Origin of the sequence: Streptomyces sp. R11 (assembly GCF_041051905.1) — a bacterium.
Lineage (GTDB): Bacteria > Actinomycetota > Actinomycetes > Streptomycetales > Streptomycetaceae > Streptomyces.
Genome location: NZ_CP163432.1, coordinates 2,119,242 through 2,146,067, shown reverse-complemented (window position 1 = coordinate 2,146,067; position 26,826 = coordinate 2,119,242). Strand labels below are relative to the sequence as shown.

The window sequence follows — 26,826 nt, the reverse complement described above, 5'->3', positions numbered from 1 at the left end:
CCTGGGCGGCGGTGCGATGCCCTGGCCGGTGGCGTGTCTCTCTGCCGGAGGCGGGCTGCGCTCCCCGGGGGCCGCTGGCCGGAGCGGGCAGCCGCGACGTCCACCAGCGGCCCGTACCCTGAGACGCCCCTCCCGTCGGTTGGCCCGGGCGGCCCCCTGCCGGTTAGGTTGCCCTCATGACCGACACGACTGCTCCTCGTACCACCGGCGCCGTGGCAGCCGGCCTTGCCACGATCGCTGCTGACGGCACTGTTCTCGACACCTGGTTCCCCGCGCCCGAGCTCGTCGCCGAGCCCGGTCCCTCCGGCAGCGAGCGGCTGTCCGCCGAGCGGGCCGTCGAGCTGATCGGCGAGGGCGCCGCGAAGGCGATCGGGCCGGATGCACGCCGGGGCGTCGAGGTCGTCGCGGTCCGCACGGTCATCGCCTCGCTCGACGAGAAGCCGATCGACGCGCACGACGTGTACCTGCGCCTGCACCTGCTCTCCCACCGCCTGGTCAAGCCGCACGGCCTGAGCCTGGACGGCCAGTTCGGCTTCCTCGCCAACGTCGCCTGGACCTCCCTCGGCCCGGTCGCCGTCGACGACGTCGAGAAGGTCCGCCTGAACGCCCGCGCCGAGGGCCTGCACCTCCAGGTCACCTCGATCGACAAGTTCCCGCGGATGACGGACTACGTCGCTCCCAAGGGCGTGCGCATCGCCGACGCCGACCGGGTCCGCCTGGGCGCCCACCTCTCCGAGGGCACCACCGTCATGCACGAGGGCTTCGTCAACTTCAACGCCGGCACCCTCGGCACGTCCATGGTCGAGGGCCGTATCTCCGCGGGCGTCGTGGTCGGCGACGGCTCGGACATCGGCGGCGGCGCGTCGACGATGGGCACGCTCTCCGGCGGCGGCAACGTGATCATCACCATCGGCGAGCGCTGCCTGATCGGCGCCGAGGCGGGCGTGGGCATCGCACTGGGCGACGAGTGCGTCGTCGAGGCCGGGCTGTACGTCACCGCCGGCACCCGCATCACGATGCCCGACGGCCAGATCGTCAAGGCCCGCGAACTCTCCGGCGCCTCCAACATCCTCTTCCGCCGCAACTCGGTCACCGGCACGGTCGAGGCCCGCCCGAACAACGCGGTGTGGGGCGGTCTGAACGAGATCCTGCACAGCCACAACTGACCGCGACGTCCCTCGGACTCCCGTCGCCGAGCGCCCTCCAACAGCCGGACCCGGCTCGTGGGAGGGCGCTTGTCGTGTGGCGGCCCGACGCGACGCGCTCACGTACGGGTTACTCCACGTGACCTCACCGCGGTCCGGGCAGATGAACAGGTCGACGCAGTTTCCGATCACACGCCGAACCGACGAGATGAGGACCGATGGTGGGTCGAGTGAAGACGAGGGCGCGGGCCAGGGTTGTAGTGCGCCTGGTGGTGGGGACGTTGGCCGCGGGGGCGGCGTGCTGGCTGCCGGCCGGGGCCGCGTATGCCGACGAGACCAACACGGGCTCGCACAACGGGCCCCGCATCGGGCTGGTCAACGTGGGGCAGGTGGACGATCCGATGGAGGATGTGCTGGAGCACTTCCTGCTCTTCGGCGACGGGTACAAGTGGGGCTGATCGCGCGCTGACGCAGTGAAGGTGGGCGGGGCCCGTAGCGCACAGGGTGGCGGTACGGGCCCCGCCGCGTGCGCGAACTTGTTTCTGTGCGCCGGCATAGCGGAAGCACACCGCACGCGTCACAAGGGGTAGGAGGCGGGTACCCGGCCCGTCCGGGGGAAGAGAAGGTGACGATGGATGCCGAAGCCCAGGAGAGCTTCCGGGAGTTCGTGGAGAATCGGTCGTCAGCGCTGTTGAAGACGGCCGTGCTGCTGACCGGGGGCGACCGGCACGCCGCGGAGGACCTGCTGCAGAACGCCCTGATCAGGGCGGCCGGCCGCTGGCATCGGATCGACGAGCCGGAGGCGTACGTACGCCAGATCCTGTACCGGCAGCAGATCAGCCGCTGGCGGCTGAAGTGGCCCCGGCGTGAACTCACCGTCGCCGAGTTGCCCGAGAGCGGCGCGAGCCCGGACGCGGCGTCCGCCGCCGACCTGCGGCTGCTGATGCGGGGCGCGCTGGCGCGGCTGACCGCGCGGCAGCGGACCGTACTGGTGCTGCGCTACTTCGAGGACCTGCCCGAGGCCGACGTGGCCCGGATTCTCGGCTGCTCCGTGGGGACCGTACGGTCCACGGCCCACCGCTCGCTGGCCCGGCTGCGTTCGCTCGCGCCGGAACTGGCAGCCCTGGACCCGGCGGCCGCCGGACCGCAGCCGTCCCGTGACTTCTCACCCGTGGAGGTGCGTCCGTGAACGTCGAGGACCTCGTGCGTGACTCCCTGCGGGAGCTGGCCACCGAACAGCCGTCGGCGGGACCGGGGTTCGCCGACCGGGTGCTCAACACCCGCCGGCGCCGCCGCACCCGGCGGATCGCCTCCGTCGCCGCTGCCACCGCGGCCGTGGTCGCCGTCGGCGTGGCGGTGCCGATGCTGGACGTCGGCAAGGGCGACATACGTCCCGCGAGCGTTCTGGAGGGGCGCGGCGTCCACGCCCGGCCGGACCAGTCGCCGCCGCGCGATCTGATCGGGGCGGGGGACGCGGTGCTGGCCGCCTACTCCACGGCGGAATTCCGCGCCCAGACCGACAAGCGGGGTGCCATGGTGCGCACCTACTGGCTGATCGATCCGGAGACCGGGAAGTACGAGAAGGACACCCGGTGGTCCTTCGTCGCCGTCGCCCCGGGCCTGAAGACCGCGGCCGTGCTGGAGCACAACCTGCCAGCGAACCGGATCGGCCTGCTCGACCTCGCGACGGGGAAGGTCGAGCGGTGGATCCCGGTCCAGCGCGGAGTCGGCGGGCTTGCCTTCTCGCACGACGGGAGCAGGCTCGTCGCGACGACGTACGGCGAGAACCCCGATCTGCGCGTCAAGGAGAAGATGATCAGCAACGACGGGCCGGTGTGGGAGTGGGAGTCCAAGTACGGCCGGTCGAGCCGGTCCGGCTTCTACGACCTCGACGTGGCCTCCGGCGAGGGTTCCTGGAGTGCTGTCGCGACCGAGACCAACATCAACGCCCGGCAGGACTTCGCGTACAGCCGGACCGGCGACGGCGTGTACGCGCGGTACATCGGCAGCCAGGACGGACTCCAGCAGTTCTACGACCTGAGGGGCAACAAGGTCGCGCCACCGGCGGACGAGAAGTATCTGCGCTCGGACGTCGGCGCGCGCCTGTCCCCGAACGGCAGGCTCGCCGCCGGCGGCCTGACGAAGGAGGTCGACGGCAACCCGGGCAGGAGCTACTCCAAGGTCAGTGATCCCCGGACCGGCAGGGAGATCACCCGGGTCCGGGGGGCCGAGCTGCTCGCCTGGGCCGACGACCGGCGACTCATCGCCTGGGAGAGGGCGACCGGCCTGGAGGAGACGTACCGGCCCCGGCTCGTGCTGGTCACGATCGGCAGCGACAAGGTCGTACCCCTGAGCGGTGTGCGTGAGCCGGACCAGGACGAGAAACGACAGGGGTGGGAGCCGGTCTTCGCACGCCGCTGATCAGTCCGCGGTGAGCTCCTCGTACGCCGCCAGCAGCCCGTCGACCGCCTCGCGGCCGGCGGGCCGCAGCGGTGCGCGGACCGGGCCCGCGGGCAGGCCGAGCTCATTGAGCAGGGCCTTCGCGGTGACCGCGCCGGGCAGGCCGGCCGCCATCATCGACTCGATGAGCGGGGTGGCACGTTGCTGGAGGCGGGCGGACACGGGGGTGTCGCCCGCCTCGAACGCGTCGAGGACCGCACGGAGTTGGGACGGCACGACGTTCGCGACCGTGCTGATGTATCCGGTGCCGCCGACCGCGTAGAGCGCGAGGTTGTGCTCGTCGCAGCCCGCGTAGTACGCCAACTCCGTGCGGGCTAGCACCTTCTGGGTGCCGAGGAAGTCGAAGGAACAGTCCTTCACCGCGACGATCCGGGGGTGCTCGGCGAGCCGGATCAGCGTCTCCGGCTCGATCCGCGTGCCGGTGCGGCCGGGGATGTCGTACAGCGCGAGGGGCAGTCCGGCCGCGTCGGCGATCTCACGGAAGTGCGCCTCGACGGCGTCCTGCGGGGGCTTGCTGTAGTACGGCGCGACCACCAACAGGCCGTCGGCGCCCGCCTTTTCGGCCGCCAGGGCGAGTTCGGCGGTGTGCCGGGTGTCGAAGGTGCCCACGCCCGCGACGACCGTCGCCCGGTCGCCCACCGCTTCCCGGACGGCCCTGATCAGATCCGACTTCTCGGCGTCCGAGGTGGTCGGCGACTCGCCCGTCGTGCCGGAGAGCACGAGACCGTCGCACCCCTCGGTCACCAGCCGGTCGGCCAGACGCTGGGCGCCGTCGAGGTCGAGGGATCCCGCCTCGGTGAAGGGCGTGATCATGGCGCAGAGGGCCCGGCCGAAGGGAGGGGCGGAGGCGGTGGCGGTCGTCATGGTAGTAGTGTCGGCTCTGTCATGTCGTAGCTCCACTTAATTCTTCTATCGGGTATTGATAAGCGTTGCTTCGGCGTGGGGGGACTTGCCCTATGTCCAAAGTCGGGCGTCATGGGTCACCATGGCCGGGAAGGTCAACGACCCCTGGTCATGGAGGCGTCATGAAGCTCGGCAAGGCACTCGCCACCGGCGTCGCGGAAGAGCGGCCGCAGGACCGTGACGAACAGCTCGAACTCGCCCAGGAGATCGGGGAGATCGAGGTCGCCGAGGCGTCCGCGCCCGAAGAGGTCCCGGCCGCCCGATGAGGCTGCGGCTTCCGGAGGAACGCCCGACGGAGCCGCCGACCGGATACAAGATCGCCCACCCGATGCTGTCCCAGGACGGCACCCGGGCCGGGTTCACCGGTGTGTCGCTGGGCGGCGCGCTGCCGTACGGAGTGCTGGCCGACGCGTCCTGCGTCTACGGTCTGCGGCACCGGGCGCCGAACCGCCGCTGCGACTGCGGCTTCCACTGTGTGCACGACCGTACGGCCGCCGAGGCGCTGCTCTGCACGGCCGAGCACCGGGCGGCCGTGCTGCTCGAAGTCACCGTGCTGGGCCGCTACCTGCGCTTCGAGCGCGGCTTCCGCTACGCCCGTCAGCGGGTACGCACCGCCACCGTCGGCCCGTGCGCCTGCGGTACGGTCGCCGCCGCACTGGCCGACGCCGGCTGGGGCCGCCCCGGCTGGCGGGCACTCGCCCCGTCCTGCGCCGGCTGCCTGCGCGGTCGTACGTCCGTCTCGCTCGCGGGGTTCGCACGGCTGGCCGGGGAGCGGCTGCGGGTGGTGGCCGCCAAGGGGGTGTCCGTCGCGCCCGTGGCCGGCCTCGCCGCGGCCGACGGGCTGGGTGTGCCCGAACTGGCCGCCGAGGCCGCGCTGTTGCAGGCCCGCCTCGACTGGTTCCAGGCCCAGCTGGCCCGGCTGGGCGGGCGCGCACCGGACAGTGGAGAGAAGGGATAGCGGGGCCGGCACCGGGTACCCGGGTGTTCCGAATCGAGAGGAGGCGGAACACCGTGACCGGGTCCACGACCCCCGAGCGGGTGCCCGACGGGCACCACTCGGTGAGCGAACTCGTAGGGCAGGCAGGCGAACAGCTCTCCCGGCTCGTACGACAGGAAGTCGCCCTCGCCAAGGAGGAGCTGGCCGAGAAGGGCCGACGCGCCGGCACGGGCGGCGGGCTGCTCGGCGCGGCGGGCGCCGTCGCGTACGCCGGTCTGCTGTTCCTGGCCGCCGCAGCCACCGCCGCACTCTCGCTGACGCTGTCCGTGTGGGCAGCGGCGCTGATCGTGACGGGGATCCTGTTCGCCCTCGCCGGTCTGCTGGCCGCGACCGGCCGCGCCCGGCTGCGGCGCGCCGTACCCCCCACGCCGGAGGAGGCCATCGACAGCGTCAGGGCCGATGTCGAGGAGATCAAGGAAAGGGCACACCGATGACGGACCGCAAGGCGGGGGCGACGGGCGGCGGAAAGGCCGCGCAGAAGGGCGCCGCCAAGGCCGCTGCCGCGGGGAAGTCCGCGGCAGCGAAGGCGAGCGCAGGGGCCAAGGGGCCCGAGGAACTGCGCAGCCAGATCGAGCGGACGCGCAGCGAACTCGGCGACACCGTGGCGGAGTTGGCCGGGAAGGCGGATGTGAAGGGCCGAGCCCTGGCGCGTGCTGCCGACCTCAAGGACAAGGCGGGCGCGATGACCGTGCAACTGCGCAGCAGCGCCGTCCAGGCCGGGCACGTGGTGCAGGAGCAGGCCGCACGCGCCGGGCACGTCGTGCAGGACAAGGCGACGCACGCCGGGCACACGGTGCAGGACCGGGCGGTCCAGGCCGGGCACACCGTCCAGGGCAGGGCGACGCACGCGGGCCATGTGGTCGAGCACAGCGTGCCGCGCCCCGTGCGCAGCGCCGTCCAGGCCGGACTGCGGAATCCGCGGCCCGTGCTGATCGCCGGCGCGGCCGTGGGCGCTGTGATCGCCGCGCAGATGCTGCGGCGCCGGCACAACGGGCACCGCTGAGACGCCGATCGAGGGAGACGGCGAGGCGGCGCGGGACCGGTCACCGGTCCCGCGCCGTTCTGTGTGGACTCGCTCCCGTGCCGCCCCGTGCGATCTCGTGAACCCCGCCTTCCCAGGGCCACTTGACCTCAAGTCCGGTTGAGGTCGAAAGGTGTTCAGTGCACGCATGACCACCGACGCCGGAGGCCTCCATGACCCGTCGCACCGACGCTCCCCCCGACCTCACCCGCCCCGAGATCGGCGCCCCTTTCTTCAGCACCTGGCGGGTCGGCACCCCCTTGCGGCAGCAGCAGACCGTCGAGGCGATCGCCGGCACCTGGGAGCGCCGCCCCTGGCCCGCCGATGGTCTGCTCGGCTACCACGTCTACACCGGGCACGACGCCGCCACCCTCCTGCACTACTCGCAGTGGCGCAGTGAGCAGGCCTACGAGGCGTTCGTGAAGACGCACCGCCAGGAGCGCAACGACGAGATCGACACCGCCGTACCGGGCATCGAGCGGCTCGGACTCGGCCGGTACCGGCACTACCGCAGCGGCACTCGCGAGGGCGACACCCGCGTCCCCGGCTGCATCGTGATCGTCGACATCGAGTTCGAGGGACCCGACCCCGACCGGCAGCGCGCCTGGGTGGACGCCGTCTTCGAGGCGCTGGAGAGCGAGCCGGAGCCCCATCCCGGGGGCATCTCCGCCCACTTCCACCTGAGCACCGACGGCACCCGCGTCCTCAACTACGCCGAGTGGGAGAGCGCCGCGGACCACATCGACGCCCTCGCCGCCCCGGGCGACGGCATCGGCTCGGCGACCGAGCTGTGGCACCGCGTCCAGACCTGGCCGGGACTGAAGAGCAGCACGGTCAGCCGGTACGGCCACGCCGTCGGCCTCGTCCCGGAGTGACGCCGCCGGGGTCGCCGTACCGACCAGGCCAAAGACGTCCCCTCACCGAAAACTCCAACCGTCTGGACAAAAAAAGTTTTCGGTGAGACGGTGGACGCATGCTGGACGTCACCGTGATCGAGGACCCCGAGGCCGCAGCCGTCTCCCTGGACCCCACAAGGGCCCGGCTGCTCGCCGAGCTGGCGGCCGGCCCCGCGTCGGCCGCCATGCTGGCCGGCAAGGTCGGACTGCCCAGGCAGAAGGTGAACTACCACCTCAAGGCACTGGAGCGGCACGGACTGGTGGAGCTGGCCGGCGAGCGCCGCAAGGGCAATGTCACCGAGCGGCTGATGCAGGCGACCGCCGCGTCGTACGTGATCTCGCCGCTCGCGCTCGCCTCCGTGCAGCCGGACCCGGACCGCTTCCGCGACCAGCTCTCCGCCCGCTGGCTGCTCGCGCTCGGCGCCCGGCTCGTCCGGGACGTCGGCTCGCTGATCACCGGCGCCGCGAAGGCCCGCAAGCGGCTGGCGACGTACGCCCTGGACGGCGAGGTCCGGTTCGCCTCGGCGGCCGAACGGGCCGCGTTCATCCAGGAGTTGACGGCGGGCGTGAGCGCGCTGATCCACAAGTACGACGCGCCCGACGCGGAGGGCGGCCGCGATCACCGGATCGTGGTCGCCGTACACCCCACGGTCAAGGACCAGCCGAACCCCGCACTCGACCAGTAATCAGCAGGAGCCCACCATGTCCAAGGAATTCGAGATCGCCCGCGAGTTCGAGGTCGACGCCACGCCGGAGCAGGTGTGGGACGCGATCACCAACAACACCGGCGGCTGGATGTGGCCGTCCGAGCCGCCCGAGCCGCGTGTCGGCGGCAAGGGCGCTATGGGCTCCACGGTCACCGCCTGGGACCCGCCGCACCGCTACACCAACCGCACGGAGGACGTCGAGGGCATCGCCGAGCAGAGCCTCAACCAGCTCGACTACACCATCGAGCCGCGTGAGGGGGGCCGCCGGGCCTGGGTGCGGTACGTGCACAGCGGCATCCTCGTCGAGGACTGGGACAACCAGTACGACGCCGCCGGCCGGCACACCGATTTCTATCTGCACACGCTGCGTCAGTACCTGACGGAGTTCGGCGGACGCCCGGTCGTCGCCTTCACGACCTTCGACGGGCCCGACACGTCCAAGACGGCGGATGCCTTCGTCGCCGTGGGCCGCGCGCTCGGCCTCGGGGACGACACCGCCGAGGGGACGCGGGTCCAGGCACGCGGCCCCGAGGGCCGACTCCTCGACGCCGTGGTGGACTTCCGCAACCCGTACTTCCTCGGGCTGCGCACGGACGACGCCATGATCCGCTTCTTCGGCCGCAACCACTGGGGCTACCCGGTCGGCATCTCCGTGCACGACTTCGCCCCGGGCGCCGACGCCAAGGCGGTCGAGGCCGCCTGGCAGGACTGGCTGAACGGCGTGTTCAGCCAGTCCTGAACCTCATCGGAGGTTACGGGCGGAACCGCAGCACCTGCGGGTCGTGGTCGCTGATCTGGTCGTTGAACTCCGAGTTGACGTGCACGCTGTCGTACTCGAAGTCGCAGGAGCGCCGGATCGACGGACTGACCAGGATCTGGTCCAGCGTCTGGGCGTTGCCCTGGTAGACGTAGGAGTAACGCTCGCTCTTGGGCAGCGACTTGATCGCCGACCACAGCGCGCCGTCGTCCTCCAGCAGCTTGGTGGTGCCGGAGAACTCGAAGTCGTTGATGTCGCCGAGCGTGACGACGTCCGCGTTCTTCTGGACGGCCAGGATGTCCTTGACGAAGGTGTTGACCGCGGTCGCCTGGAGGTGACGCTGGGTCTCCGAGCTGCGGGTCGGCGGCTGGTACTGCGCGTGCAGCGACTGGTCGCCGCCCTTGGAGGCGAAGTGGTTGGCGATCACGAAGACCGTGCGGCCACGGAAGACGAACTCGCCGGCCAGCGGCTTGCGGCTGTTCGTCCAGGCCGCGTTCGCCGGGTCGATACGGCCGGGGGAGACCGTCAGGGCCGCCTTGCCCTGCGCCTTGGTCACACCGGCGGCGGTCGTGGCGTCGCCGCCCGCGCGGTCGGTGAAGGAGACCCGCTTCGGGTTGAACAGGAACACCTGGCGGATGTTGCCGCCCGGCTCGCCGCCGTCGGCCTTGTCGACCGGGTCGATGGAACGCCAGTCGTAGGCCGGGCCGCCCGCCGCGACGATCGCGTCGATCAGCTTGCCCACCGTCTGGTCGGCGGCGACCGTGCCGTCGTTCTTCGCGCCGTTGTTGTCCTGGATCTCCTCCAGGGACACGATGTCGGGCGACTGGAGGTTGTTCACGATCGCGGAGGCGTGCTCGGCGAACGTGGCGTCGGACGGGTCGAGGTTCTCGACGTTGTACGTCGCGACCGCCAGCTCGTCGCGTCGCTGCTTCTGGGTCGTCTCCCGCTCGAGGCCACCGCTCTTGAGGGTGCCGAGCTCGCTCGCGACGAGGGTGTAGCCGCCGAACTGGTTGTAGTCCAGCGGGCCGGTGGTGGTGCCGGTGAGGGTGTCACCCACGTTCGCGACCGGGAACTCGGCGCCGGGGCCGAGCGACTGGATCTGCAGCCGGCCGGTGTTCTGGGAGTCGTAGGAGCCGTAGACCGTGCCGCCGCGGCGGTTGCGGTGCTCCCACGGCTTCACCGTCACCCACAGCTCGTAGAAGTCGTCGGTCGCGGTGACCACGCGGGCGTCGGCGACCTCGACGTTCATGCCCTCCAGGGACTCGTAGTGGTCCAGGGCGTACTTCGACGGCCGCAGCGTCAGGCCGTCGATCGAGCCCTTCGCGGCCGCGTCGCCGGCCGGCGTGTACCCGTCCGGCACCGAGTCCTCGTCGACGACCGTCGCGGCCGGGACGGCGTTGCCGCTGGAGACGACGGTGACCGTCGGCTTGGTGATCTCGGTCAGCGACTGGTTGCCGGAGGTCGCGCCGCCGGGGACGTATTCGGCGACCGTGCCGGCGACCAGGACCGAGTCGCCGACGGCGACCTTCGGAGCGGAGCTGGTGAAGACGAACACGCCCTCACTGGTGGCCGGGTCGGCGTCGGCGTCCGGATCCTGGATCCAGAAGCCTCTGGACGAGCCGTAGGTGCGTACGCCGGTGACGATTCCGGCCACGTCCGTGACCTGCTTGCCGGCGTACGGGGATATGCGGGTGCTGCCCTGGATGTCATGGATGCGCACGGAGTCGGCGTGCGCGGGCGCGGTGAGGACAACGGTGGACGCCGCGGAACAGACGGCGGCGACGGTGAGCGCGGCGAGACGCGCGGACTTCTTGCTCGGCAACGGGATCCCTCCGGGGACATACGTGGGCGCCGGGACGAGGGTGGTGCGTGGAACGGTGGGTGCAGGCGCGACCTGTGGGGCGGCGGCGACGCGCGTAGAAAATACAGTGAACAGATGTCCGCTCGATTTCTACGCGCGTCAATCTCCTGCCTGCTCGGGCCAGTTGTCAAGGTTTCGGCCATGTACACCGCCCGACGGGGAGATGAACCGGGCGGCATGGGTGGAAACCCGTCTAGGCTGAGCGGTTGAGCCGTGAAGTGGAGCGGCTGGGCCGTGACGCCTACGGCCCTGCGGAACGCCCGAGGAGAACCAGCCGATGTCAGACAGCTCCCCCCTGCCGCCGGTGCGGCTGCATCCCGAAGCGGAGCTGGCGCGGGACGCGCTGTCCACGCCGTTGCTCGCCCGGGCCGCACGGCTGGCCCGCTGGGCCGGGCCCGACACCCGGGTCGACGCCGGGGGCGGCCTCCTCGAAGAGCAGCTCCCGGCCGCCGCCGAGGTGCTCGGGCTGAGCGGGGACGACGCCGCCGCGTACGCCAGTGAGGCCTTCCGCGTGGCCGTCGACACCGGGCTGGTGGAGATCGTCGACGAGGAGGCGGGCACCGTCGCGACGGGCGCGGATCTGGCGCTGCTGACCGGCGGTTCGCCGCAGGACGTGCTCGGGGTGTGGCTCGGCGCACTGGAGACGGTGCTCGCGGACGCGAGCGTGCCCGACCTCGACCACCTGGTCGACGCCATGGACGCGGGCGACGAGATCGACCTCTCCACGCTGGACTGGGACCCCGAGGCCGAGGCGGAGTTCCTCGACGGAGTGCTCGGCAACCTCTACCTGCTGACGGTCAGCGAGGACGGGCCCGGCGACGCCCCCGTGCCGCTGCCGGCCCTCGCCGCGTCGATGATCGTGCCCAGCGACATGGGCGAGCCCACGAACGACGTGCTGGAGCAGGTCTCCGACGCGATGATGCGCCTGGACGACCAGTTCCGGCTGCTGGAGCCGGTCGGCCTGGTGGAGTACCAGCCGGTGGACGAGGCACTGATGGCGGACGTCGAGGGCGCCGAGGAGGCCGCGGCCGCCGTCGACGACACCGACGTGTCGCGCTACGGCATGGTGCGGCTGACCCCGCTCGGGCTGTACGGGCTGCGGGCGCGGCTGCTGGAGGCCGGGTTCGAGTCGCCCGCGGTCGGGGACCTGGCGGACAAGGGCGCCGACGCGCTGCTCGACGGCACGGCCACCTTCCCGCAGGCCGCTGCGCACGCCGAGACCGTGCAGTGGCTGGCCCGCCGCGAACCCCTGGCCGCGGCGCGGGAGTTGCTGGCGGCGGCACGAGGCCTGGACGCCGGGGCGCCGCTGCGGCGGCTGCGCTGCCAGCAGGCGCTGTCCCTGGTGGGCGCGGAGGCCGAGCCGGCGCTGCGGGAGGTCCTCGACGATCCGGAGCTGGGTGGGCTGGCCCGGGTCTGGCTGACCGAGGCGGGGTTCTCCGACGTGCCCCCGCCCTCCCAGGACCTGGTGTTCTGGCTGACCGTCGACACGCTTGCCGCGCAGCTCGCGGCCGAGGGGAACTCCGACGAGCTGCGGGCGCTGGTGGAGGGACTGGCCGCGCAGCACAGCGGGTTCTTCGCGGCGGCCTGGCGGGTCGAGCATCCGGCCACGGCGGATGTGCTGGAGGCGATGGGGCGGTTGCATCCGGACAAGAAGATCGCGAAGGAAGCGAGGAAGGCCGCCTTCAAGGCGCGGTCGCAACAGGGGGGCTGAGCCTGAGTCGCGGGTGCGGCGTCGTCGCGGTTGCTCGCACGGTTCCCCGCCCCCCTCAGCGCGTTGCACGCGCCCGGTGTTCTATCAGGTAAGCGTGTGCCCTGAGGATGACTGGTGTTCAACCGGTGTTCAGGCGTGGGCGGGAGCGTTGCGCCGTCTCGACGTCCGCCACCCTCCACGGCACCCACTGTCACAGGAGCCAGCATGTCGCTCACCCGCAGGGACTTCGCCAGGAATTCCGCGATCACCGGGGCCGGTGTCGCGCTGGCGGGCAGCGCCGGCGTTCTCGCCACCGCGCCGAACGCGCTCGCGTCCACGGAGTCCGAGACCGCGAGCGAGAAGTCCGCGGACGCCCACGCTGGCGGTGTCGGGTACGGACCCCTCGTCCCGGACCCGAAGGGCCTCCTCGCACTGCCCGCCGGGTTCAAGTACCGGATCATCACCTACAGCGGCAGGACCAAGCTGGAGTCGGGCGAGTTCACCCCCTCGAACCACGACGGCACGGCCGCCTTCGACGGCCCCCGCGGCACGACCCTCCTCGTGAACAACCACGAGCTGAAGGGCCCGCGCGCCGGCTGGGACCACCCCGTCCCGCTCACCGAGGGCCTCGTGTACGACCCCGCCGCGGCCGGCGGCTGCACCGTCGTCGAGGTCCGCCCCGGCGGGCAGGTCGCCGAATGGGTCGGCATCGCGGGCACCTCCACCAACTGCGCGGGCGGCAGCACCCCTTGGGGCACCTGGCTGACCTGTGAGGAGAACTCCGACAAGGCCGGCACCAACGGCATGACCAAGGACCACGGCTACGTCTTCGAGGTCGACCCCATCGACCGGCGCGCCAACAAGGACCCCAAGCCGCTGAAGTTCTTCGGCCGCTACGACCACGAGGCCGTCGTCATCGATCCCAAGCGCGGCCACGCCTACCTCACCGAGGACGCGGCCTCGCCCAACGGCCTGTTCTTCCGCTGGACCCCGCCGAAGGGCTTCGAGTACGGCCGCGGCACGTTCCGCAAGCTGGCCGACGACGCCGGTGTCCTCCAGGCGCCCAAGTGCTTCGACTCCGGCGGCAAGTTCGTCGACGACCTCTCCCGGGCCACCAGGATCGGCACCGTGTACGGCGTCGACTGGGTGGACGTCCCGGACCGCGACGCCAGGACCACGCCCGTGCGCAAGCAGTTCGCCGACGGCGAGATCACCCGCGCCCGCAAGCTGGAAGGCATGTGGTGGGGCGACGGCGGTGCCTACGTCGTCTCCTCGTACGCCCGTGAGGAGAGCCCCGGCCGGCACGACGGCCAGGTCTGGTTCTACGACCCCAAGCGCCGCACCCTCACCCTGAAGGTCCTGCTCGGCGTCAACCCCGACCCGTCCAAGGACGGCGCCTTCGACGGCCCGGACAACATCACCGTCTCCCCGTACGGCGGCCTCGTCATCGCCGAGGACGGCGAGGGCGTCCAGCACCTCTTCGGCGCCACCGACAGCGGCCGCACGTACCCGATCGCCCGCAACGAGCTGAACATCGGCACCGAGGAGGAGCCGGAGTACAGCGAGTTCGCCGGCGTCACGTTCTCGTGCGACGGCCGGACGCTGTACGCCAATATCCAGACGCCGGGCATCATGCTCGCCATCACGGGGCCCTGGAAGCGGCAGCGGCGGTAATTAATTCGGTCGCCCGGCCCGAGTTGCGCCTCCTACAGTGAGATCACAACGTCACGCACCTCCCGGTGCGATGGCAGCGGCTACTTCTTTTCCAGAGAATCCGACGCCGCCGCCGACTTGATCTCGGGAGGCGCAGCTCATGGTGGGTGCCCGGTGCGCAGGCAACGGTTACTTCATTGGATCAGAGGGTTGCGGGTTCGAGTCCCGTCATCGACTTCGGGTCGGTGTAGCTCAATTGGGTAGAGCATCCGACTAAAGTCCGTCGCCGACTCCTGATCTCGGGCTCCCACCTTTTGCTGCGTCTCCCTCCGAAACGCAAACGAATTCGGGGGGAATTCACCATGGCACGATTCAACAGGCGTGCCGCCAAGGCGCGGCCGACCTCGCGGGTCACCTCGACGGGGCGAGTGCTCCGTACCTACGAGGGCGGCCTGGGACGGGAGCGCGACGCGCGCTCCGAGCTCTTCCTGCTGGCGGTCGCCAACTTCGTCTCGCAGCGGACCTTCTACGAGTCCGGCGCCGACCGTGACGACCGGTTCGCGCGGCTCGTGGGCGAGCTCGCCGTCACGGATCCCGAGTGGACCGCCGGCCTGCTCGGCTGGCTGCGCGGCGAGGGCAACCTCCGTACGGCCGCCGTCGTGGGCGCCGCCGAGTACGTGAAGGCCCGCCTGGACGCGGGGGCCACCGACGGTCCGTCGAACCGGCAGGTCATCGCCTCCGTACTCCAGCGGCCGGACGAGCCCGGCGAACTGCTCGCGTACTGGACCGCCCTGTACGGCCGCAACGTCCCGAAGCCGGTCAAGCGCGGTGTCGCCGACGCCGTACGCCGGCTCTACAGCGGCAGGTCGCTGCTGAAGTACGACACCGCGTCCAAGGGTTACCGCTTCGGCGACATCCTCAACGTGGTGCACGCGGCCCCGGACCCGGACAAGCCGGGGCAGGGCGACCTGTTCCAGTACGCCCTCGACCGCCGGCACAACCCGGACACCGCTGTGCCGCCCGCGTCCAACCGGACGCTGGTCGCGCATCGCGAGTTGATGGCACTGCCCGTCGAACAGCGGCGTGCGGTGGTCACGTCGGACGGCGGGGCCGAGCGGCTTGCGGCGGCCGGGATGACGTGGGAGGCACTGGCCGGCTGGCTGCAGGGGCCGATGGACAAGGAGGCCTGGGAGGCCGTGATTCCGTCGATGGGCGCCATGGCGCTCGTCAGGAACCTGCGGAACTTCGACGAGGCCGGGGTCTCGGACGAGGTGGCGGCCCAGGTCGCCGCCCGGATCAGTGATCCGGGGGAGGTCGTACGGTCGCGACAGTTCCCCTTCCGGTACCTCGCCGCGTACCAGCACGCGCCGTCGCTGCGCTGGGCGTACCCGCTGGAGCAGGCGCTCGGCCACTCGCTGGCCCAGGTGCCGGCGCTGCCCGGCCGGACGCTGGTGCTCGTCGACCGCTCGGGCTCGATGTTCTGGTCCCCGCTGTCCGACCGCTCGCAGCTCAACCGGGCCGACGCGGCGGCGATCTTCGGCACGGCGCTCGCACTGCGGGCGGCGGACGCGGACCTCGTCCAGTTCGGTACGGGCAGCGGCGAGATCGCCTTCCGCAAGGGCGAGTCGGTGCTGAAGGTCCTGGGGCGCTTCGGGGACCTCGGCGGCACGAACACCACCGAGGCCGTGCGTCGGCACTACCGCAAGCACGACCGGGTGCTGATCGTCACCGACGAGCAGTACGCCCCCAGCAGCCACGGCGACCCGACCGAGCAGGTCCCGGCCGACGTGCCGGTCTACACCTGGAACCTCGCCGGGTACCGGGCGGGCCACGGTCCGTCCGGGAAGGGCAACCGGCACACCTTCGGCGGGCTCTCGGACGCGGCCTTCCGGATGGTGCCGCTGCTGGAGGGCGCTCGGGACGCCGACTGGCCCTGGGCGGCCTGAGCCGCCCGAGCCGAGAGTGGCCCGCACCGCGTGGGGAGTGCGGGCCACTCTCGTGTCCACGCCCTTGTCGCCGCCTCGACTGACATCTAACATTTCAGTTCGTGGAGGCGATACGACCCGTAAGCCGGACCCTGCTCAGGGACCGGGCCTACGAAGCGATCCGGGACGCCATCGTGGCCGGGGAGATCGAGCCCGGCGCGGTGGTGCGGGACGCCGATCTCGCGGAGCGGCTCGGGCTGTCCCGGGCGCCGGTGCGCGAGGCGTTCTCACGACTCGTGGACGAGGGGCTGCTGGAGAGCAAGCCGCAGAGCTACACGCGCGTGACGTCGGTCGTCGCCGCCGAAGTACGCGACGCGGCCGCCGTCGTCGGCGCCATGCACGAGCTGGTGACACGGGTCGCCGTGCCCCGGCTGGCAGTCGCGGACGTGGAGATCATGCGCGCCGCCAACGAGCGCTTCGCCACCGCCGTCGCGGCCGGCGAGGTGGACCTCGCCCTGCGGGCCGACGACGAGTTGCACGACGTGCTGGTGCGGGTGAGCGGCAACCGCGCGGCCGCCGCCACCGTCGCCCGCTACACCCCGCTCATCCGCCGTCTGGAGCGTCGGCGCTTCGGCGAGGGCGGGACCTGCCGTTCGGCCGGGCTGCACGAGCGGTTGATCGAGGCGTGCGCGGCCGGTGACGTGGACGAGGCGGTCCGGGTCACGGCGGAGATCTGGCGAGGGCTGGCCGAACTCGCCGCCAGCGACTGACCCCTCTCGGGAGGACCCCATGTCCCTTTCCTCGTACGGCCGTTACCCCCTTCTCTTCGGCCCGTCCCCCGTGCACCCCCTGGAACGCCTGACCGCCCACCTCGGCGGAGCCTCCCTCTGGGCCAAGCGCGAGGACTGCAACTCCGGCGTCGCGTACGGCGGCAACAAGACCCGCAAGCTGGAGTACCTGGTCGCCGACGCGCTCGCGAAGGGCTGCGACACGCTCGTCTCGATCGGCGGGGTGCAGTCCAACCACACCCGCCAGGTCGCCGCGGTGGCCGCCCGCGCCGGGCTCAAGTGCGTGCTGGTCCAGGAGAGTTGGGTGGACTGGCCCGACTCCGTGTACGACAAGGTCGGCAACATCCTCGTCAGCCGCCTCGCCGGGGCCGACGTACGCCTGGTGCGGGCCGGGTTCGGGATCGGCTTCAAGGAGAGCTGGGAGCAGGCGCTGCGCGATGTGGAGGAGTCGGGCGGAAAGCCGTACGCCATCCCGGCCGGCGCCTCCGACCACCCGCTCGGCGGGCTCGGCTTCGCCGGTTGGGCGTACGAAGTGGCCGCACAGGAGCGGGAGTCGGGTGTCTTCTTCGACACCGTGGTCGTGTGCTCGGTGACCGGCTCCACGCAGGCCGGCATGGTCGCCGGATTCGCCGCCCTGGAGGAGGCGGGCGGCCGCCCGCGCCGGGTCCTCGGTATCGACGCCTCGGCCAAGCCCGCCACCACACGCGAGCAGATCGCCCGGATCGCCGGCAACACCGGCCGGCTCATCGGCGTCGAACGCGAGTTGACCAAGGCCGACGTCGAGCTCGACGACCGCTATCACGCGGGCACGTACGGGATACCGGACGAGACGACGCTGGAGGCGATGCGGCTGGCGGCGCGGAGCGAGGGCATGGTCACGGACCCGGTCTACGAGGGCAAGTCGATGGCCGGGATGATCGACCTGGTCTCGCGCGGGGAGATCGCGCCGGAGTCCACCGTCCTCTACGCCCACCTCGGCGGGCAGCCCGCGCTGAACGCGTACAGCGCGCTGTTCTAGGCGGCCGGACGCGCCGAGCTGCGGGGTCCGGGCCGGCCTTGCGGTGCCGGGCCTGCCGTGCCGCGTACCTGGCCGGATAAAGTGCACAGCGTGTGGGCGGACGATCAGCAGCGGGAGCCGAGTGTCGAACGGCCTGACGGCCCCCGCCGCCGGGCCACGATCCACGATGTCGCGAAGCTGGCCGGAGTGTCACGGCAGACGGTCTCCCGTGCGGTCAACGACAAGGGCGAGATCGGTCCGGCGACGAAGGAACGGGTGCTGGAGGCGGCGCGGCTGCTGGACTACCGGCCGAGCCGTTTCGCGCGCGGCCTCGTGCAGAAGGGGACCGTGACGGCGGGGCTGGTGATCCCGGATCTGATGAACCCCTTCTTCCCCGAGGTGGCCGCCGGTGTGCTGGAGGCGGCCGAGCAGCGCGGCTGGCAGGTGGTGATGTGGGACTCCCGCATCGACGAGGCCCGGGAGCGCGACGCGCTCGATGCGCTGTCCCATCAGGCCGACGCGATCGTGGGCTACTTCAAGAGCCCGGAGGACGTGCTCGCCCGGCACCTCGGCGGCGTACCGCTGGTGCTGCTGGAACGCGGGCCGCAGCAGACCCGTTTCGCGGCCGTGGGGATCGACGCCGCCGCCGGCCTCGAACAGGGCATGGCGCATCTGGTCGCCGCGGGGCACCGCAGGATCGGCATGCTGGACGGTGTGCACGGTCCCGCCTCGCGCAGACAGGCCTTCCTGGAGCTGGCGCGGCGGCACGGTCTGCCGGTCGACGACAGCTGGATCGCGCTGAGTCCCGAGCACAGCGTGGCCGGGGGCGAGGCCGGCATGGAGCGGCTGCTGGACGCCCGGCCCGACATCACGGCCGTCTTCGGCTTCAATGACCTGATCGCGGTCGGCGCCATGCGTGCCGCCCGGCGGCGCGGCCGGCGGGTGCCGGACGACCTGGCCGTCATGGGCTTCGACGGACTGTCGCTGGGTGAGCTCGTGGAGCCCGCGCTGACCACCCTGCACATCGACAAGCGTCGGCTGGGACGGCTGGCCGTCGAACAGGTCGCCCGGCTGCGCGCCGGTGAGGAACCGCTGCGGGGCGCCGAGGCCTGGGTGGTCCCGGAGCTGGTGGTGCGCGCCTCGGCCTGACGGCCCGGTGGGCCGGAAGCGCCGCAACGCCGGGCGCCCCCTTCGACCGGGGGCGCCCTGACGTAGTACGGCCGCCTACAGCGCCTGGGCCGCCGGCTTCACCATCCCCCTCACCGTGCGGGACTTCACGAAGTCGCCCATGGCCGTCATCTCCCACTCGCCGGAGAACTGCTTGATCAGCTTCGCCATCATCACGCCCGTCTGCGCTTCGGCGTTGGTGAGGTCGAAGCGGACGAGTTCCTCGCCGGACGCGGCGTCGATCAGCCGGCAGTAGGCCTTGGCGACCTCGGTGAACTTCTGGCCGGAGAAGGAGTTCACCGTGAAGACGAGTCCGGTGACCTCCTGGGGCAGGCGCCCGAGGTCCACGGTGATGACCTCGTCGTCCCCGCCGCCCTCGCCGGTGAGGTTGTCGCCGGAGTGGCGGATCGCGCCCTGCACGATCTGGAGCTTGCCGAAGTAGCAGCTGTCGATGTGGTTGCGCTGCGGGCCGTACGCGATGACGGAGGCGTCCAGGTCGATGTCCTTGCCGCGGTACGCCGGCTCCCAGCCGAGGCCCATCTTGACCTGGGAGAGCAGGGGGCGGCCGCCCTTGACGAGGGAGACCGTCTGGTTCTTCTGGAGGCTGACGCGGCCCTTGTCCAGGTTGATCTTTCCGGCGCCGGGGGCGGGCGGGGCCGGGGGAGCGGCGGGGGTCTGGGGTGCCTGGGGTGCCGGGGTGGGCATGGGCGGGGCCGGCGGGGTGGCCGGGGGCTGCATCGTGGGCTGCGGCGGGGCCACGGGGGCGGCCGCGGCGGGGGCCGGCTCCTCGACCGTGACGCCGAAGTCGGTGGCGATGCCGGCCAGGCCGTTGGCGTAGCCCTGGCCGACGGCGCGGGCCTTCCAGGCGCCGTTGCGCAGGTAGACCTCGACGATGACCAGGGCCGTCTCGGTGCCGAGCTGCGGGGGCGTGAAGGTGGCCAGGACGCTGTTGTCGTCCGCGTTGCGGATGGTGGCCGTCGGTTCGATGCCCTGGAAGGTCTGGCCGGCGGCGTCGGGGCTGGCGGTGACGACGATCTTCTCGATGCCGGGGGGTACGGCCGAGGTGTCGACCATGATCGCGTCGGGGTTGGTGCCGCCGCCCGAGCGGTACGTCACGCCGGGGCCGGACGGTTGGTTGTAGAAGATGAAGTCGTCGTCGGAGCGCACCTTGCCGTCGGCGGTGAGCAGCAGGCCCGATACGTCGAGCCGCACCGGGGCGGCGACGTCCACCGTCACGCGCGCGGCGGAGAGAGGGATGTTCGAGCCGGGGGTCATAGCTGTCATGGTCCGTGAACGAGCGGGGGCGCTTTACCGTTCCCTTACCCACGGCCATTCGGCGGGGGCCGCGGATTTCGGCCCCCGCCGCCCCTTCCCTTCCCGTCCTCCAGGGGCTGCTGCCCCTTCGACCCGGGCCTCTGGGGGCTGCCGCCGCCAGACCCCGCTGTCGGCCGCAACGGCCTCGTCCTCAAACGCCGGACGGGCTGGAATGCCTGGACCGGCGTCGAGGGGGCTCAAGCCCCGCCGGGCGGAGAACCCTACGGCACCACCACGATCTTCCGGCCCACCCCGGAAGCGAACTGCTCCAGCGCCTCCGGGTACCGCTCCAGCGGGATCCGGTCGCTGATGAAGATCTCGGGGTCGAGGACGCCGTTCGCGAAGAGTTCCGCCGCGCGCTCGAAGCTGTGCAGGACGGCCATCGAACCCGTGATGGTGATCTCCTGGTTGTAGATGCGGTACGGGTCGATCGTGACGCGCGTCGCGTAGTCCGCGACCCCGAACTGCAGGAACGTACCCGCCTTGGCGACCCGGTCCAGGCCGTCCTGGATCGCCGCCGCGTTGCCGGTGGCGTCGACGACGAGGTCCCAGCCCTGGGGGCGGTCCAGTTCGTCCGGGTTGGCCGCGGAGGCCGATACGCCGAGGCGGCGAGCCGTTTCCAGGCGGGCCGGGTTGATGTCCACCATGTCCACGCTGGCCGCCCCCGTCCGCTTGGCCAGCTCCAGCATCATCAGGCCCATCGTGCCCGACCCGTAGATCAGGACGTGGGCGCCGAGGCGGGACTGCAGGACGTCGTAGCCGCGGACGGCGCAGGACAGGGGCTCCACCAGGGCCGCGTCCTGGGTGCGGACGTGGTCGGGGAGCCGTACGCAGTTCGCGACCGGGGCCACGGCATAGCGCGCCGCGCCGCCCGCCGTCGTCACGCCGATCGCCGCCCAGCGTTCGCAGAGGTTGTTGTGGCCCGTACGGCAGTAGCGGCATTCGTAGCAGTACAACGACGGGTCCACCGCCACGCGGTCGCCCACCGACAGCTCCGTGACCTGGGTGCCCACTCCGACCACCTCGCCCGCGAACTCGTGCCCGGGGACGATGGGCAGCTCGGGGGCGAACTCGCCCTGCAGGATGTGCAGGTCGGTGCCGCACAGGCCGCAGGCCGCCACCTCGACGACGACCTCGCGCGGGCCGGGTGTCGGGTCGGGGACCTCGGCGACGACTGCCTTCCCGACGGACTCGATGACGGCGGCCTTCATTTCACGGCTCCCAACGACAGGCCCTGGACCAGCTTGTCCTGGGCGGCGAACCCCGCGGCGAGCACCGGCAGGGAGATGACGAGCGACGCGGCGCACACCTTCGCCAGGAACAGGCCCTGGCTGGTGATGAAGCCGGTCAGGAAGACGGGGGCGGTCTCGGCGACCACACCGGTCAGTACTCGGGCGAACAGCAGCTCGTTCCAGCTGAAGATGAAGCAGATCAGGGCGGTCGCGGCGATGCCCGGGAGGGCTATGGGGGCCACCACGCGCGTGAGGATCGTCGGCAGCTTCGCGCCGTCCACCCTCGCCGCCTCGATCACGGCGACCGGGATCTCGGCGAGGAAGGACTGCATCATCCACACCGCGATCGGCAGGTTCATGGAGGTGTAGAGGATGACCAGCAGCCAGATGTTGTCGAGCATGTCCGTGTTCTTCGCGAACAGGTACAGGGGCAGGAGGCCCGCCACTGCCGGCAGCATCTTCGTGGAGAGGAAGAAGAACAGGACGTCCGTCCACTTCTTCACCGGGCGGATCGACAGCGCGTACGCCGCCGGGAAGGCGAGGACCAGGACGAACAGCGTCGACGCCACCGACGCCACCGTCGAGTTGATCAGCGCCGGCCAGGGACTCGCGCCGCCGCCCGCGCCGAAGAACTCCCGGTAGCCGTCCAGCGTCAGCGACGCGGCGAAGGACGGCGGGTTGGTCGCCGCGTCCGCCTCGGAGTGGAAGGACGTCAGGGCCATCCACGCGATCGGCAGGAAGAACAGGATCCCGAGCAGCCAGGCCACCAGGCCGAGGCCAACTCCCTTGCGGCGGCTGCGAAGTCGTACGGCCACTGCACTCATGCGCGCGACACCTCCTCGCGGAACAGGGACGACACCACGCGCAGCGCGAAGGTCGCGATGATGATCGAGCCGATGACCACCAGGACGCCCGCGGCCGAGGCGAGGCCGTTCTCATGGGCCTGGTAGAAGCTCTGGTAGACGGTGTAGGGGAGGTTGGCGGTGCCCAGGCCGCCCGAGGTGATCGTGAAGACCGCGTCGAAGTTCTGGACGATGTAGATCGAGCCCAGCAGGGCGCCGAGTTCGAGGTAGCGGCGCAGGTGGGGGAGTGTCAGATGGCGGAAGATCTGCCAGTCACTGGCGCCGTCGACCCGCGCCGCCTCGATCTGTTCGTGGTCGCGGCTCTGCAGGCCCGCCAGCAGGATCAGCATCATGAACGGCGTCCACTGCCAGACGAGGGAGGCCTCGACCGCGAGCAGCGGGGTGTTGGAGATCCAGTCCGGCTGTGGGCCGCCCACATAGTGCAACAGCCCATTGAACAGGCCGTATTCGGGGTTGTAGAGCACATGCTTCCAGAGCAGGGCGGCGGCCACGGGCACCACCAGGAACGGGGCGATCAGCAGGGTGCGGACCACTGAGCGGCCCTTGAACTTCCGGTCCAGGAGCAGGGCCAGGACCAGCCCCAGCACCAGGCTCGCCAGCACCACCGCGACCGTCAGCAGCACGGTCGTCCACACCGAGTGGCGCAGGTCGGCGTCGGTGAGGACCTCCCGGTAGTTGTCGATACCGGTGAAGTGGCGGGCGTCCGGGTAGAGGGAGTTCCAGTCGAAGAAGGAGATCACCAGCGTGGCCACGAACGGCAGCTGGGTCACCACGACCATGAAGATCAGGGCGGGCAGCAAGGGTGCCCGGGTCGCCCAGGCGCGCAGGCGGGCGGACGGTGGGCGGGTGGTGTGCACAGGTGTCGTGGCCACGGGGGCCGTCGTCGTCGCTGTCATCGCCCCTCGTACTCCTCGGAGATCTTCTCGGCGAGCTGCTGGGACTTCTTCAGGGCCGACTCGACGGACTGGCGTCCGGCGATGGCCGCGCTGATCTCCTGGGAGACCTTGGTGCCGAGGTCGGTGAACTCGGGGATGCCGACGAACTGGATGCCGGGCGCGGGGCGCGGCTGCACGCCGGGGTCGTTCGGGCGGGCGCCCTCGATGGCCTCCTTCGTCATCTCCTGGAAGGCGGCCGCCTCCTCGCGGTAGGCCGGGTTGGCGTAGGTGGAGGCGCGCTTGCCTGCCGGGACGTTGGACCAGCCGATCTCGTCGCCCACCAGCTGCTCGTACTGCTTGCTTGACGCCCAGGACACGAACTTCCAGGCGTTGTCGGGGTTGCGGGACGCCTGCTGGATGCCCCAGGCCCAGGTGTAGAGCCAGCCGGAGGACTCCGTCCTGTCGACGGGCGCGGGCGCGTAGCCGAGCTTGCCCTTGACCGGGGACTTCGCCGCCTCCAGGGAACCGGCCGCGGAGGTCGCGTCGTACCACATGGCGACCTTGCCCTGGGTCATGTTGTTCAGGCACTCGGCGAAGCCGGACTGGGCCGCCCCCGACTCACCGTGCTCGCGGACCAGGTCGACATAGAACTTCGTCGCCTTCTCCCACTCGGGGGAGTCCAGCTGCGCCTTCCAGTTCTTGTCGAACCAGGTGCCGCCGAAGGTGTTCACGACGGTGGTGAGGGGAGCCATCACCTCGCCCCAGCCCGGCAGACCGCGCAGACAGATGCCCTTCATGCCGGGCTCGGCGCCGTCCACCTTCGCCGCGATGTCCGCCACCTGCTGCCAGGTGGGGTGCGCCGGCATCGTCAGGCCCTCCTTGTCGAGCACGTCCTTGCGGTACATCAGGAAGGACGACTCGCCGTAGAAGGGCTGGCCGTAGAGCTTGCCGTCGTCGCCGGTGAGGGACTGGCGCATCGGCTTGAGGACGTCCTGCTCGTCGTACGCCGGGTCCTTGGCGACGTAGGAGTTCATCTCCTTCAGCCAGCCGTTGCGGGCGTAGATCGGTATCTCGTAGTTGGAGAGGGTGGCGACGTCGTACTGGCCGGCCTGGTTGGCGAAGTCCTGGCTGATCTTGTCGCGGACGTCGTTCTCGGGCAGGACGGTGAAGTTGACCTTGATGCCGGTCTCCTTGGTGAAGGCCGGGGCCAGCTTCTGCAACTCGGTCATCTGGGGGTTGTTGACCATGAGGACGTTGATCGAGTTGCCGCCCGACCCCGCCCCGCCGGCTCCGACCCAGCAGCCGGAGAGCAGCGGGGCGAGCAGCGTCCCTGCGGCGGCCATGGCGAGCGTGGCTCGCGGCGGCCTCCGTCGGCTCTGGGTTCGCATGGATCGCTCCTGGACGTAAAAGAGGGGACGTATGGGGAGATAAGGAATGTCGCGAGGCGTGAAAGTGCCCTGTGGGGGAGTGAGTTGGAATTTCAGCGGGAGTTGGAACTTCAGACGCGGATGACCTGGGGTCCCCGCAGCGAGTAGCGGTGGGCCTCGGCCGCGGGGAGCAGGGTGCTCGTGACGATCGTCTCCAGCGCGCCGATGTCAGCGAACCGACAGAAGCTGACCGCCCCGAACTTGGTGTGCACGCCCGCGAAGACCGTGCGGCGCGAGGCCCGGATCGCCTGTGCCTTGACCTCGCTGACGGCCGGGTCGGGGGTGGTCAGGCCGTGTTCGCGGGAGATGCCGTTGGCGCCGATGAACGCCAGGTCGATGACGAAGCCGGCCAGCATCTTCGTCGTCCAGTGGTCGACGGTGGCGAGGGTGCCGGACCGCACCCGGCCGCCGAGCAGCAGCACGGAGACGTGCTCCGTCTCGGCGAGCGCGCCCGCGACCGGCAGGGACGCGGTGACCACGGTCAGCGGCCGGTCGGTGGGCAGGGCCTCGGCGATGAGCTGCGGGGTGAAGCCCTCGTCGATGAAGACCGTCTCGGCGTCCCCGAGCAGCTCCGCCGCGGCGGCCGCGATCCTGCGCTTCTCGGGGACGTGGCTGGTGGCGCGGAAGGCGAGCGTCGTCTCGAAGCCGGCGCTCTCCACGGGGTAGGCGCCGCCATGGGTGCGCCGGAGCAGGCCGTGGTCCTCCAGGACGCGCAGGTCCCGCCGTACCGTCTCCTTGGCCACGCCCAGCTCGGTGGCGAGCGCGGTGACGTCGACCGAGCCGTCGCGCCGGGCGGCCAGCACGATCTCGCGCTGCCGTTCTTCCGCCGTCCTCGTGCTCATGCCGACCCTTGCCTTCCGCCTTGCTGCCCGTTCGGGCCCGGTGAGGCCCATGGGGGAAGTTCTACAGCGGGTGTCCGGCACTGACCAGCTCTGTTGCAGGTTCGATGCTGCCCGTGTGTGCCCGTTCACCGTGAGGTGTGCCCGTCTCGGACCTGCACGGTTGTGGTGGGGCGCGTGAGATCGGGCGCGCCTGGTGCCCGAATACGGCGGCGAGCGGGCCCGTTCGGTGCCCGCCCGCCCTCTTGCGGCGAAATGTTTCGGTCAGTAAGGCCGGATCTCGGTACGGCCGCCGGTCGCGGTGCGGCCGGACGTCAGTACGGCCAGATCGGCGGGTCGCTGACGAAGTGGCCGCCCAGGTAGGCGTGCGCGATGTTCTCCGGGTCGAGCTCGCCCTGCTCGGCGATCAGCTTCTCGGCGTACGGTTCGGAGTCGTCCTGCGGCTCGTAGCCGAGGGAGCGGGCGCTGGTCAGGTCCCACCACAGGCGGGTGTTCGCCGAGGAGCCGTGGACGACCGTGTGCTCGACGTCCTCGGCGGTCAGGGCCGCGTGGAAGAGACGGGCGCCGTCGGCGGGGCTCATCCAGACCGAGAGCATCCGGACGCTGGTCGGCTCGGGGAAGCAGGAGCCGATGCGCACGGACACCGTCTCCAGGCCGTGCTTGTCCCAGTAGAACTGTGCAAGGTCCTCGCCGAAGGACTTGGACAGGCCGTAGAAGGTGTCCGGGCGGCGCGGTGTGTCGATGGGGATCAGTGCGCTCGGCTCGTGCGGCGCGGCGCCCTCGGGGCGGGGTGTGAAACCCACCGCGTGGTTGGAGGAGGCGAAGACGACGCGTCCGACGCCCTCCTCGCGGGCGGCCTCGTACAGGTTGTACGTGCCCTCGATGTTCGCCCGGAGAATCTTCTCGAACGGGGCTTCCAGGGAGATGCCCGCGAGATGGATGATCGCGTCGACGCCCCGCACGGCCTCGCGCAGGGCCTCCCGGTCGGCGAGGTCGGCGACGATCGCGCCCGGCTCGCCCTCGATGGGCCGCAGATCCAGGAGCCGCAGCTCGTAGCCGTACGCCGGGAGCAGGTCCCGCATCAGGGTGCCGAGTCCGCCGGCGGCGCCGGTGAGCAGAACGGTGCGGGGGGCTGGCATCCTCGGTTCTCCTTGAGTCCAGGGCCGTATGCATGCACGGTATTCACACTCATGGACAAGTTAAGGATCATCGACGTTGCCCGTCAAGGGTGGTGCGTCATGCGTTCATAAACGTAAACTCTGATCAGAATCCCGCATGCGACCGTCTCGCTCCTGCGCAGCCGTCCTCG

General features: G+C 71.1%; 26 protein-coding genes. 17 read left to right on the top strand and 9 right to left on the bottom strand.

The features are described from left to right. Window positions 1-176: 176 nt before the first annotated feature. The 4 genes from dapD (at window position 177) to AB5J55_RS09785 (ending at window position 3,566) form a co-directional block, all read left to right on the top strand. Window positions 177-1,166: a 2,3,4,5-tetrahydropyridine-2,6-dicarboxylate N-succinyltransferase gene (dapD, locus tag AB5J55_RS09800; protein ID WP_369270277.1), complete on the top strand. Its 990-nt coding sequence runs from the start codon at window positions 177-179 to the stop codon at window positions 1,164-1,166. A 239-nt stretch (window positions 1,167-1,405) separates the two neighbouring features. Further along, complete coding sequence (locus tag AB5J55_RS09795; protein WP_363034196.1) at window positions 1,406-1,603, top strand: hypothetical protein; 198 nt, start codon at window positions 1,406-1,408, stop codon at window positions 1,601-1,603. A gap of 173 nt (window positions 1,604-1,776) precedes the next feature. Further along, on the top strand, window positions 1,777-2,334 hold the full coding sequence (locus tag AB5J55_RS09790) for a SigE family RNA polymerase sigma factor (protein WP_369270276.1): 558 nt from the start codon (window positions 1,777-1,779) through the stop codon (window positions 2,332-2,334). Then, window positions 2,331-3,566, top strand: coding sequence for a WD40 repeat domain-containing protein (locus tag AB5J55_RS09785; RefSeq protein ID WP_369270275.1), 1,236 nt, complete (start codon window positions 2,331-2,333; stop codon window positions 3,564-3,566). Before AB5J55_RS09790 ends, AB5J55_RS09785 begins: the two co-directional genes overlap by 4 nt. On the opposite strand, the gene dapA is transcribed toward AB5J55_RS09785, so the two are convergent. Beyond that, window positions 3,567-4,469: a 4-hydroxy-tetrahydrodipicolinate synthase gene (dapA, locus tag AB5J55_RS09780; protein ID WP_369270274.1), complete on the bottom strand. Its 903-nt coding sequence runs from the start codon at window positions 4,467-4,469 to the stop codon at window positions 3,567-3,569. Between the two features lie 161 nt (window positions 4,470-4,630). Between dapA and AB5J55_RS09775 the strand changes: the two genes are divergently transcribed. From AB5J55_RS09775 to AB5J55_RS09745, 7 genes are all read left to right on the top strand, one after another. Continuing rightward, a complete protein-coding gene (locus tag AB5J55_RS09775; protein WP_369270273.1) occupies window positions 4,631-4,774 on the top strand; it encodes a hypothetical protein in 144 nt (47 codons plus the stop codon). Then, window positions 4,771-5,466, top strand: a complete 696-nt coding sequence (locus tag AB5J55_RS09770) for a hypothetical protein (RefSeq protein WP_369270272.1) — start codon at window positions 4,771-4,773, stop codon at window positions 5,464-5,466. Before AB5J55_RS09775 ends, AB5J55_RS09770 begins: the two co-directional genes overlap by 4 nt. A 53-nt stretch (window positions 5,467-5,519) precedes the next feature. Continuing rightward, window positions 5,520-5,939: a phage holin family protein gene (locus AB5J55_RS09765; RefSeq protein ID WP_369270271.1), complete on the top strand. Its 420-nt coding sequence runs from the start codon at window positions 5,520-5,522 to the stop codon at window positions 5,937-5,939. Next, window positions 5,936-6,508 carry a DUF3618 domain-containing protein gene (locus AB5J55_RS09760; protein WP_369270270.1) on the top strand — a complete coding sequence of 191 codons (573 nt, stop codon included), beginning with the start codon at window positions 5,936-5,938 and terminating at the stop codon, window positions 6,506-6,508. Before AB5J55_RS09765 ends, AB5J55_RS09760 begins: the two co-directional genes overlap by 4 nt. A gap of 191 nt (window positions 6,509-6,699) precedes the next feature. Next, complete coding sequence (locus AB5J55_RS09755; RefSeq protein WP_369270269.1) at window positions 6,700-7,401, top strand: antibiotic biosynthesis monooxygenase; 702 nt, start codon at window positions 6,700-6,702, stop codon at window positions 7,399-7,401. 98 nt (window positions 7,402-7,499) lie between these two features. Next, window positions 7,500-8,108: an ArsR/SmtB family transcription factor gene (locus AB5J55_RS09750; RefSeq protein ID WP_369270268.1), complete on the top strand. Its 609-nt coding sequence runs from the start codon at window positions 7,500-7,502 to the stop codon at window positions 8,106-8,108. A gap of 16 nt (window positions 8,109-8,124) precedes the next feature. Further along, window positions 8,125-8,868: an SRPBCC domain-containing protein gene (locus AB5J55_RS09745; RefSeq protein ID WP_369270267.1), complete on the top strand. Its 744-nt coding sequence runs from the start codon at window positions 8,125-8,127 to the stop codon at window positions 8,866-8,868. A 13-nt stretch (window positions 8,869-8,881) separates the two neighbouring features. Here AB5J55_RS09745 and AB5J55_RS09740 read toward each other — a convergent pair whose 3' ends face one another. Beyond that, a complete protein-coding gene (locus AB5J55_RS09740) occupies window positions 8,882-10,708 on the bottom strand; it encodes an endonuclease/exonuclease/phosphatase family protein (protein ID WP_369270266.1) in 1,827 nt (608 codons plus the stop codon). Window positions 10,709-11,024: 316 nt separating this feature from the next. Here AB5J55_RS09740 and AB5J55_RS09735 point away from each other — a divergent pair, with 316 nt between their 5' ends. The 6 genes from AB5J55_RS09735 to AB5J55_RS09710 all read left to right on the top strand — a co-directional run bounded on the left by AB5J55_RS09735 (window position 11,025) and on the right by AB5J55_RS09710 (window position 18,949). Then, window positions 11,025-12,458, top strand: a complete 1,434-nt coding sequence (locus tag AB5J55_RS09735) for a hypothetical protein (protein ID WP_369270265.1) — start codon at window positions 11,025-11,027, stop codon at window positions 12,456-12,458. 204 nt (window positions 12,459-12,662) lie between these two features. Then, the gene (locus tag AB5J55_RS09730; protein ID WP_369270264.1) at window positions 12,663-14,111 is read left to right on the top strand and encodes an alkaline phosphatase PhoX; all 1,449 of its coding nucleotides are present in this window, start codon (window positions 12,663-12,665) and stop codon (window positions 14,109-14,111) included. A 341-nt stretch (window positions 14,112-14,452) separates the two neighbouring features. Further along, the gene (locus tag AB5J55_RS09725; RefSeq protein ID WP_369270263.1) at window positions 14,453-16,036 is read left to right on the top strand and encodes a TROVE domain-containing protein; all 1,584 of its coding nucleotides are present in this window, start codon (window positions 14,453-14,455) and stop codon (window positions 16,034-16,036) included. Window positions 16,037-16,137: 101 nt separating this feature from the next. Beyond that, a complete protein-coding gene (locus AB5J55_RS09720) occupies window positions 16,138-16,785 on the top strand; it encodes a GntR family transcriptional regulator (protein WP_369270262.1) in 648 nt (215 codons plus the stop codon). 19 nt (window positions 16,786-16,804) lie between these two features. Then, the gene (locus AB5J55_RS09715) at window positions 16,805-17,821 is read left to right on the top strand and encodes a 1-aminocyclopropane-1-carboxylate deaminase (RefSeq protein WP_369270261.1); all 1,017 of its coding nucleotides are present in this window, start codon (window positions 16,805-16,807) and stop codon (window positions 17,819-17,821) included. Between the two features lie 90 nt (window positions 17,822-17,911). Beyond that, complete coding sequence (locus AB5J55_RS09710; RefSeq protein WP_369270260.1) at window positions 17,912-18,949, top strand: LacI family DNA-binding transcriptional regulator; 1,038 nt, start codon at window positions 17,912-17,914, stop codon at window positions 18,947-18,949. Between the two features lie 75 nt (window positions 18,950-19,024). Here AB5J55_RS09710 and AB5J55_RS09705 read toward each other — a convergent pair whose 3' ends face one another. The 7 genes from AB5J55_RS09705 to AB5J55_RS09675 form a co-directional block, all read right to left on the bottom strand. Then, a complete protein-coding gene (locus AB5J55_RS09705; RefSeq protein WP_369270259.1) occupies window positions 19,025-20,242 on the bottom strand; it encodes a TerD family protein in 1,218 nt (405 codons plus the stop codon). A 260-nt stretch (window positions 20,243-20,502) separates the two neighbouring features. Continuing rightward, window positions 20,503-21,492, bottom strand: coding sequence for a zinc-dependent alcohol dehydrogenase family protein (locus tag AB5J55_RS09700; RefSeq protein WP_369270258.1), 990 nt, complete (start codon window positions 21,490-21,492; stop codon window positions 20,503-20,505). Beyond that, a complete protein-coding gene (locus AB5J55_RS09695) occupies window positions 21,489-22,337 on the bottom strand; it encodes a carbohydrate ABC transporter permease (RefSeq protein WP_328882452.1) in 849 nt (282 codons plus the stop codon). The genes AB5J55_RS09700 and AB5J55_RS09695 overlap by 4 nt, the downstream gene beginning before the upstream one ends. Beyond that, window positions 22,334-23,272, bottom strand: a complete 939-nt coding sequence (locus AB5J55_RS09690) for a carbohydrate ABC transporter permease (protein WP_369270257.1) — start codon at window positions 23,270-23,272, stop codon at window positions 22,334-22,336. The genes AB5J55_RS09695 and AB5J55_RS09690 overlap by 4 nt, the downstream gene beginning before the upstream one ends. Then, on the bottom strand, window positions 23,269-24,639 hold the full coding sequence (locus AB5J55_RS09685) for a sugar ABC transporter substrate-binding protein (RefSeq protein ID WP_369270256.1): 1,371 nt from the start codon (window positions 24,637-24,639) through the stop codon (window positions 23,269-23,271). Before AB5J55_RS09685 ends, AB5J55_RS09690 begins: the two co-directional genes overlap by 4 nt. Window positions 24,640-24,749: 110 nt before the next feature. Beyond that, on the bottom strand, window positions 24,750-25,520 hold the full coding sequence (locus tag AB5J55_RS09680) for a DeoR/GlpR family DNA-binding transcription regulator (protein ID WP_369270255.1): 771 nt from the start codon (window positions 25,518-25,520) through the stop codon (window positions 24,750-24,752). A 311-nt stretch (window positions 25,521-25,831) separates the two neighbouring features. Continuing rightward, window positions 25,832-26,656 carry an NAD-dependent epimerase/dehydratase family protein gene (locus AB5J55_RS09675; protein WP_369270254.1) on the bottom strand — a complete coding sequence of 275 codons (825 nt, stop codon included), beginning with the start codon at window positions 26,654-26,656 and terminating at the stop codon, window positions 25,832-25,834. Window positions 26,657-26,826 lie beyond the last annotated feature (170 nt).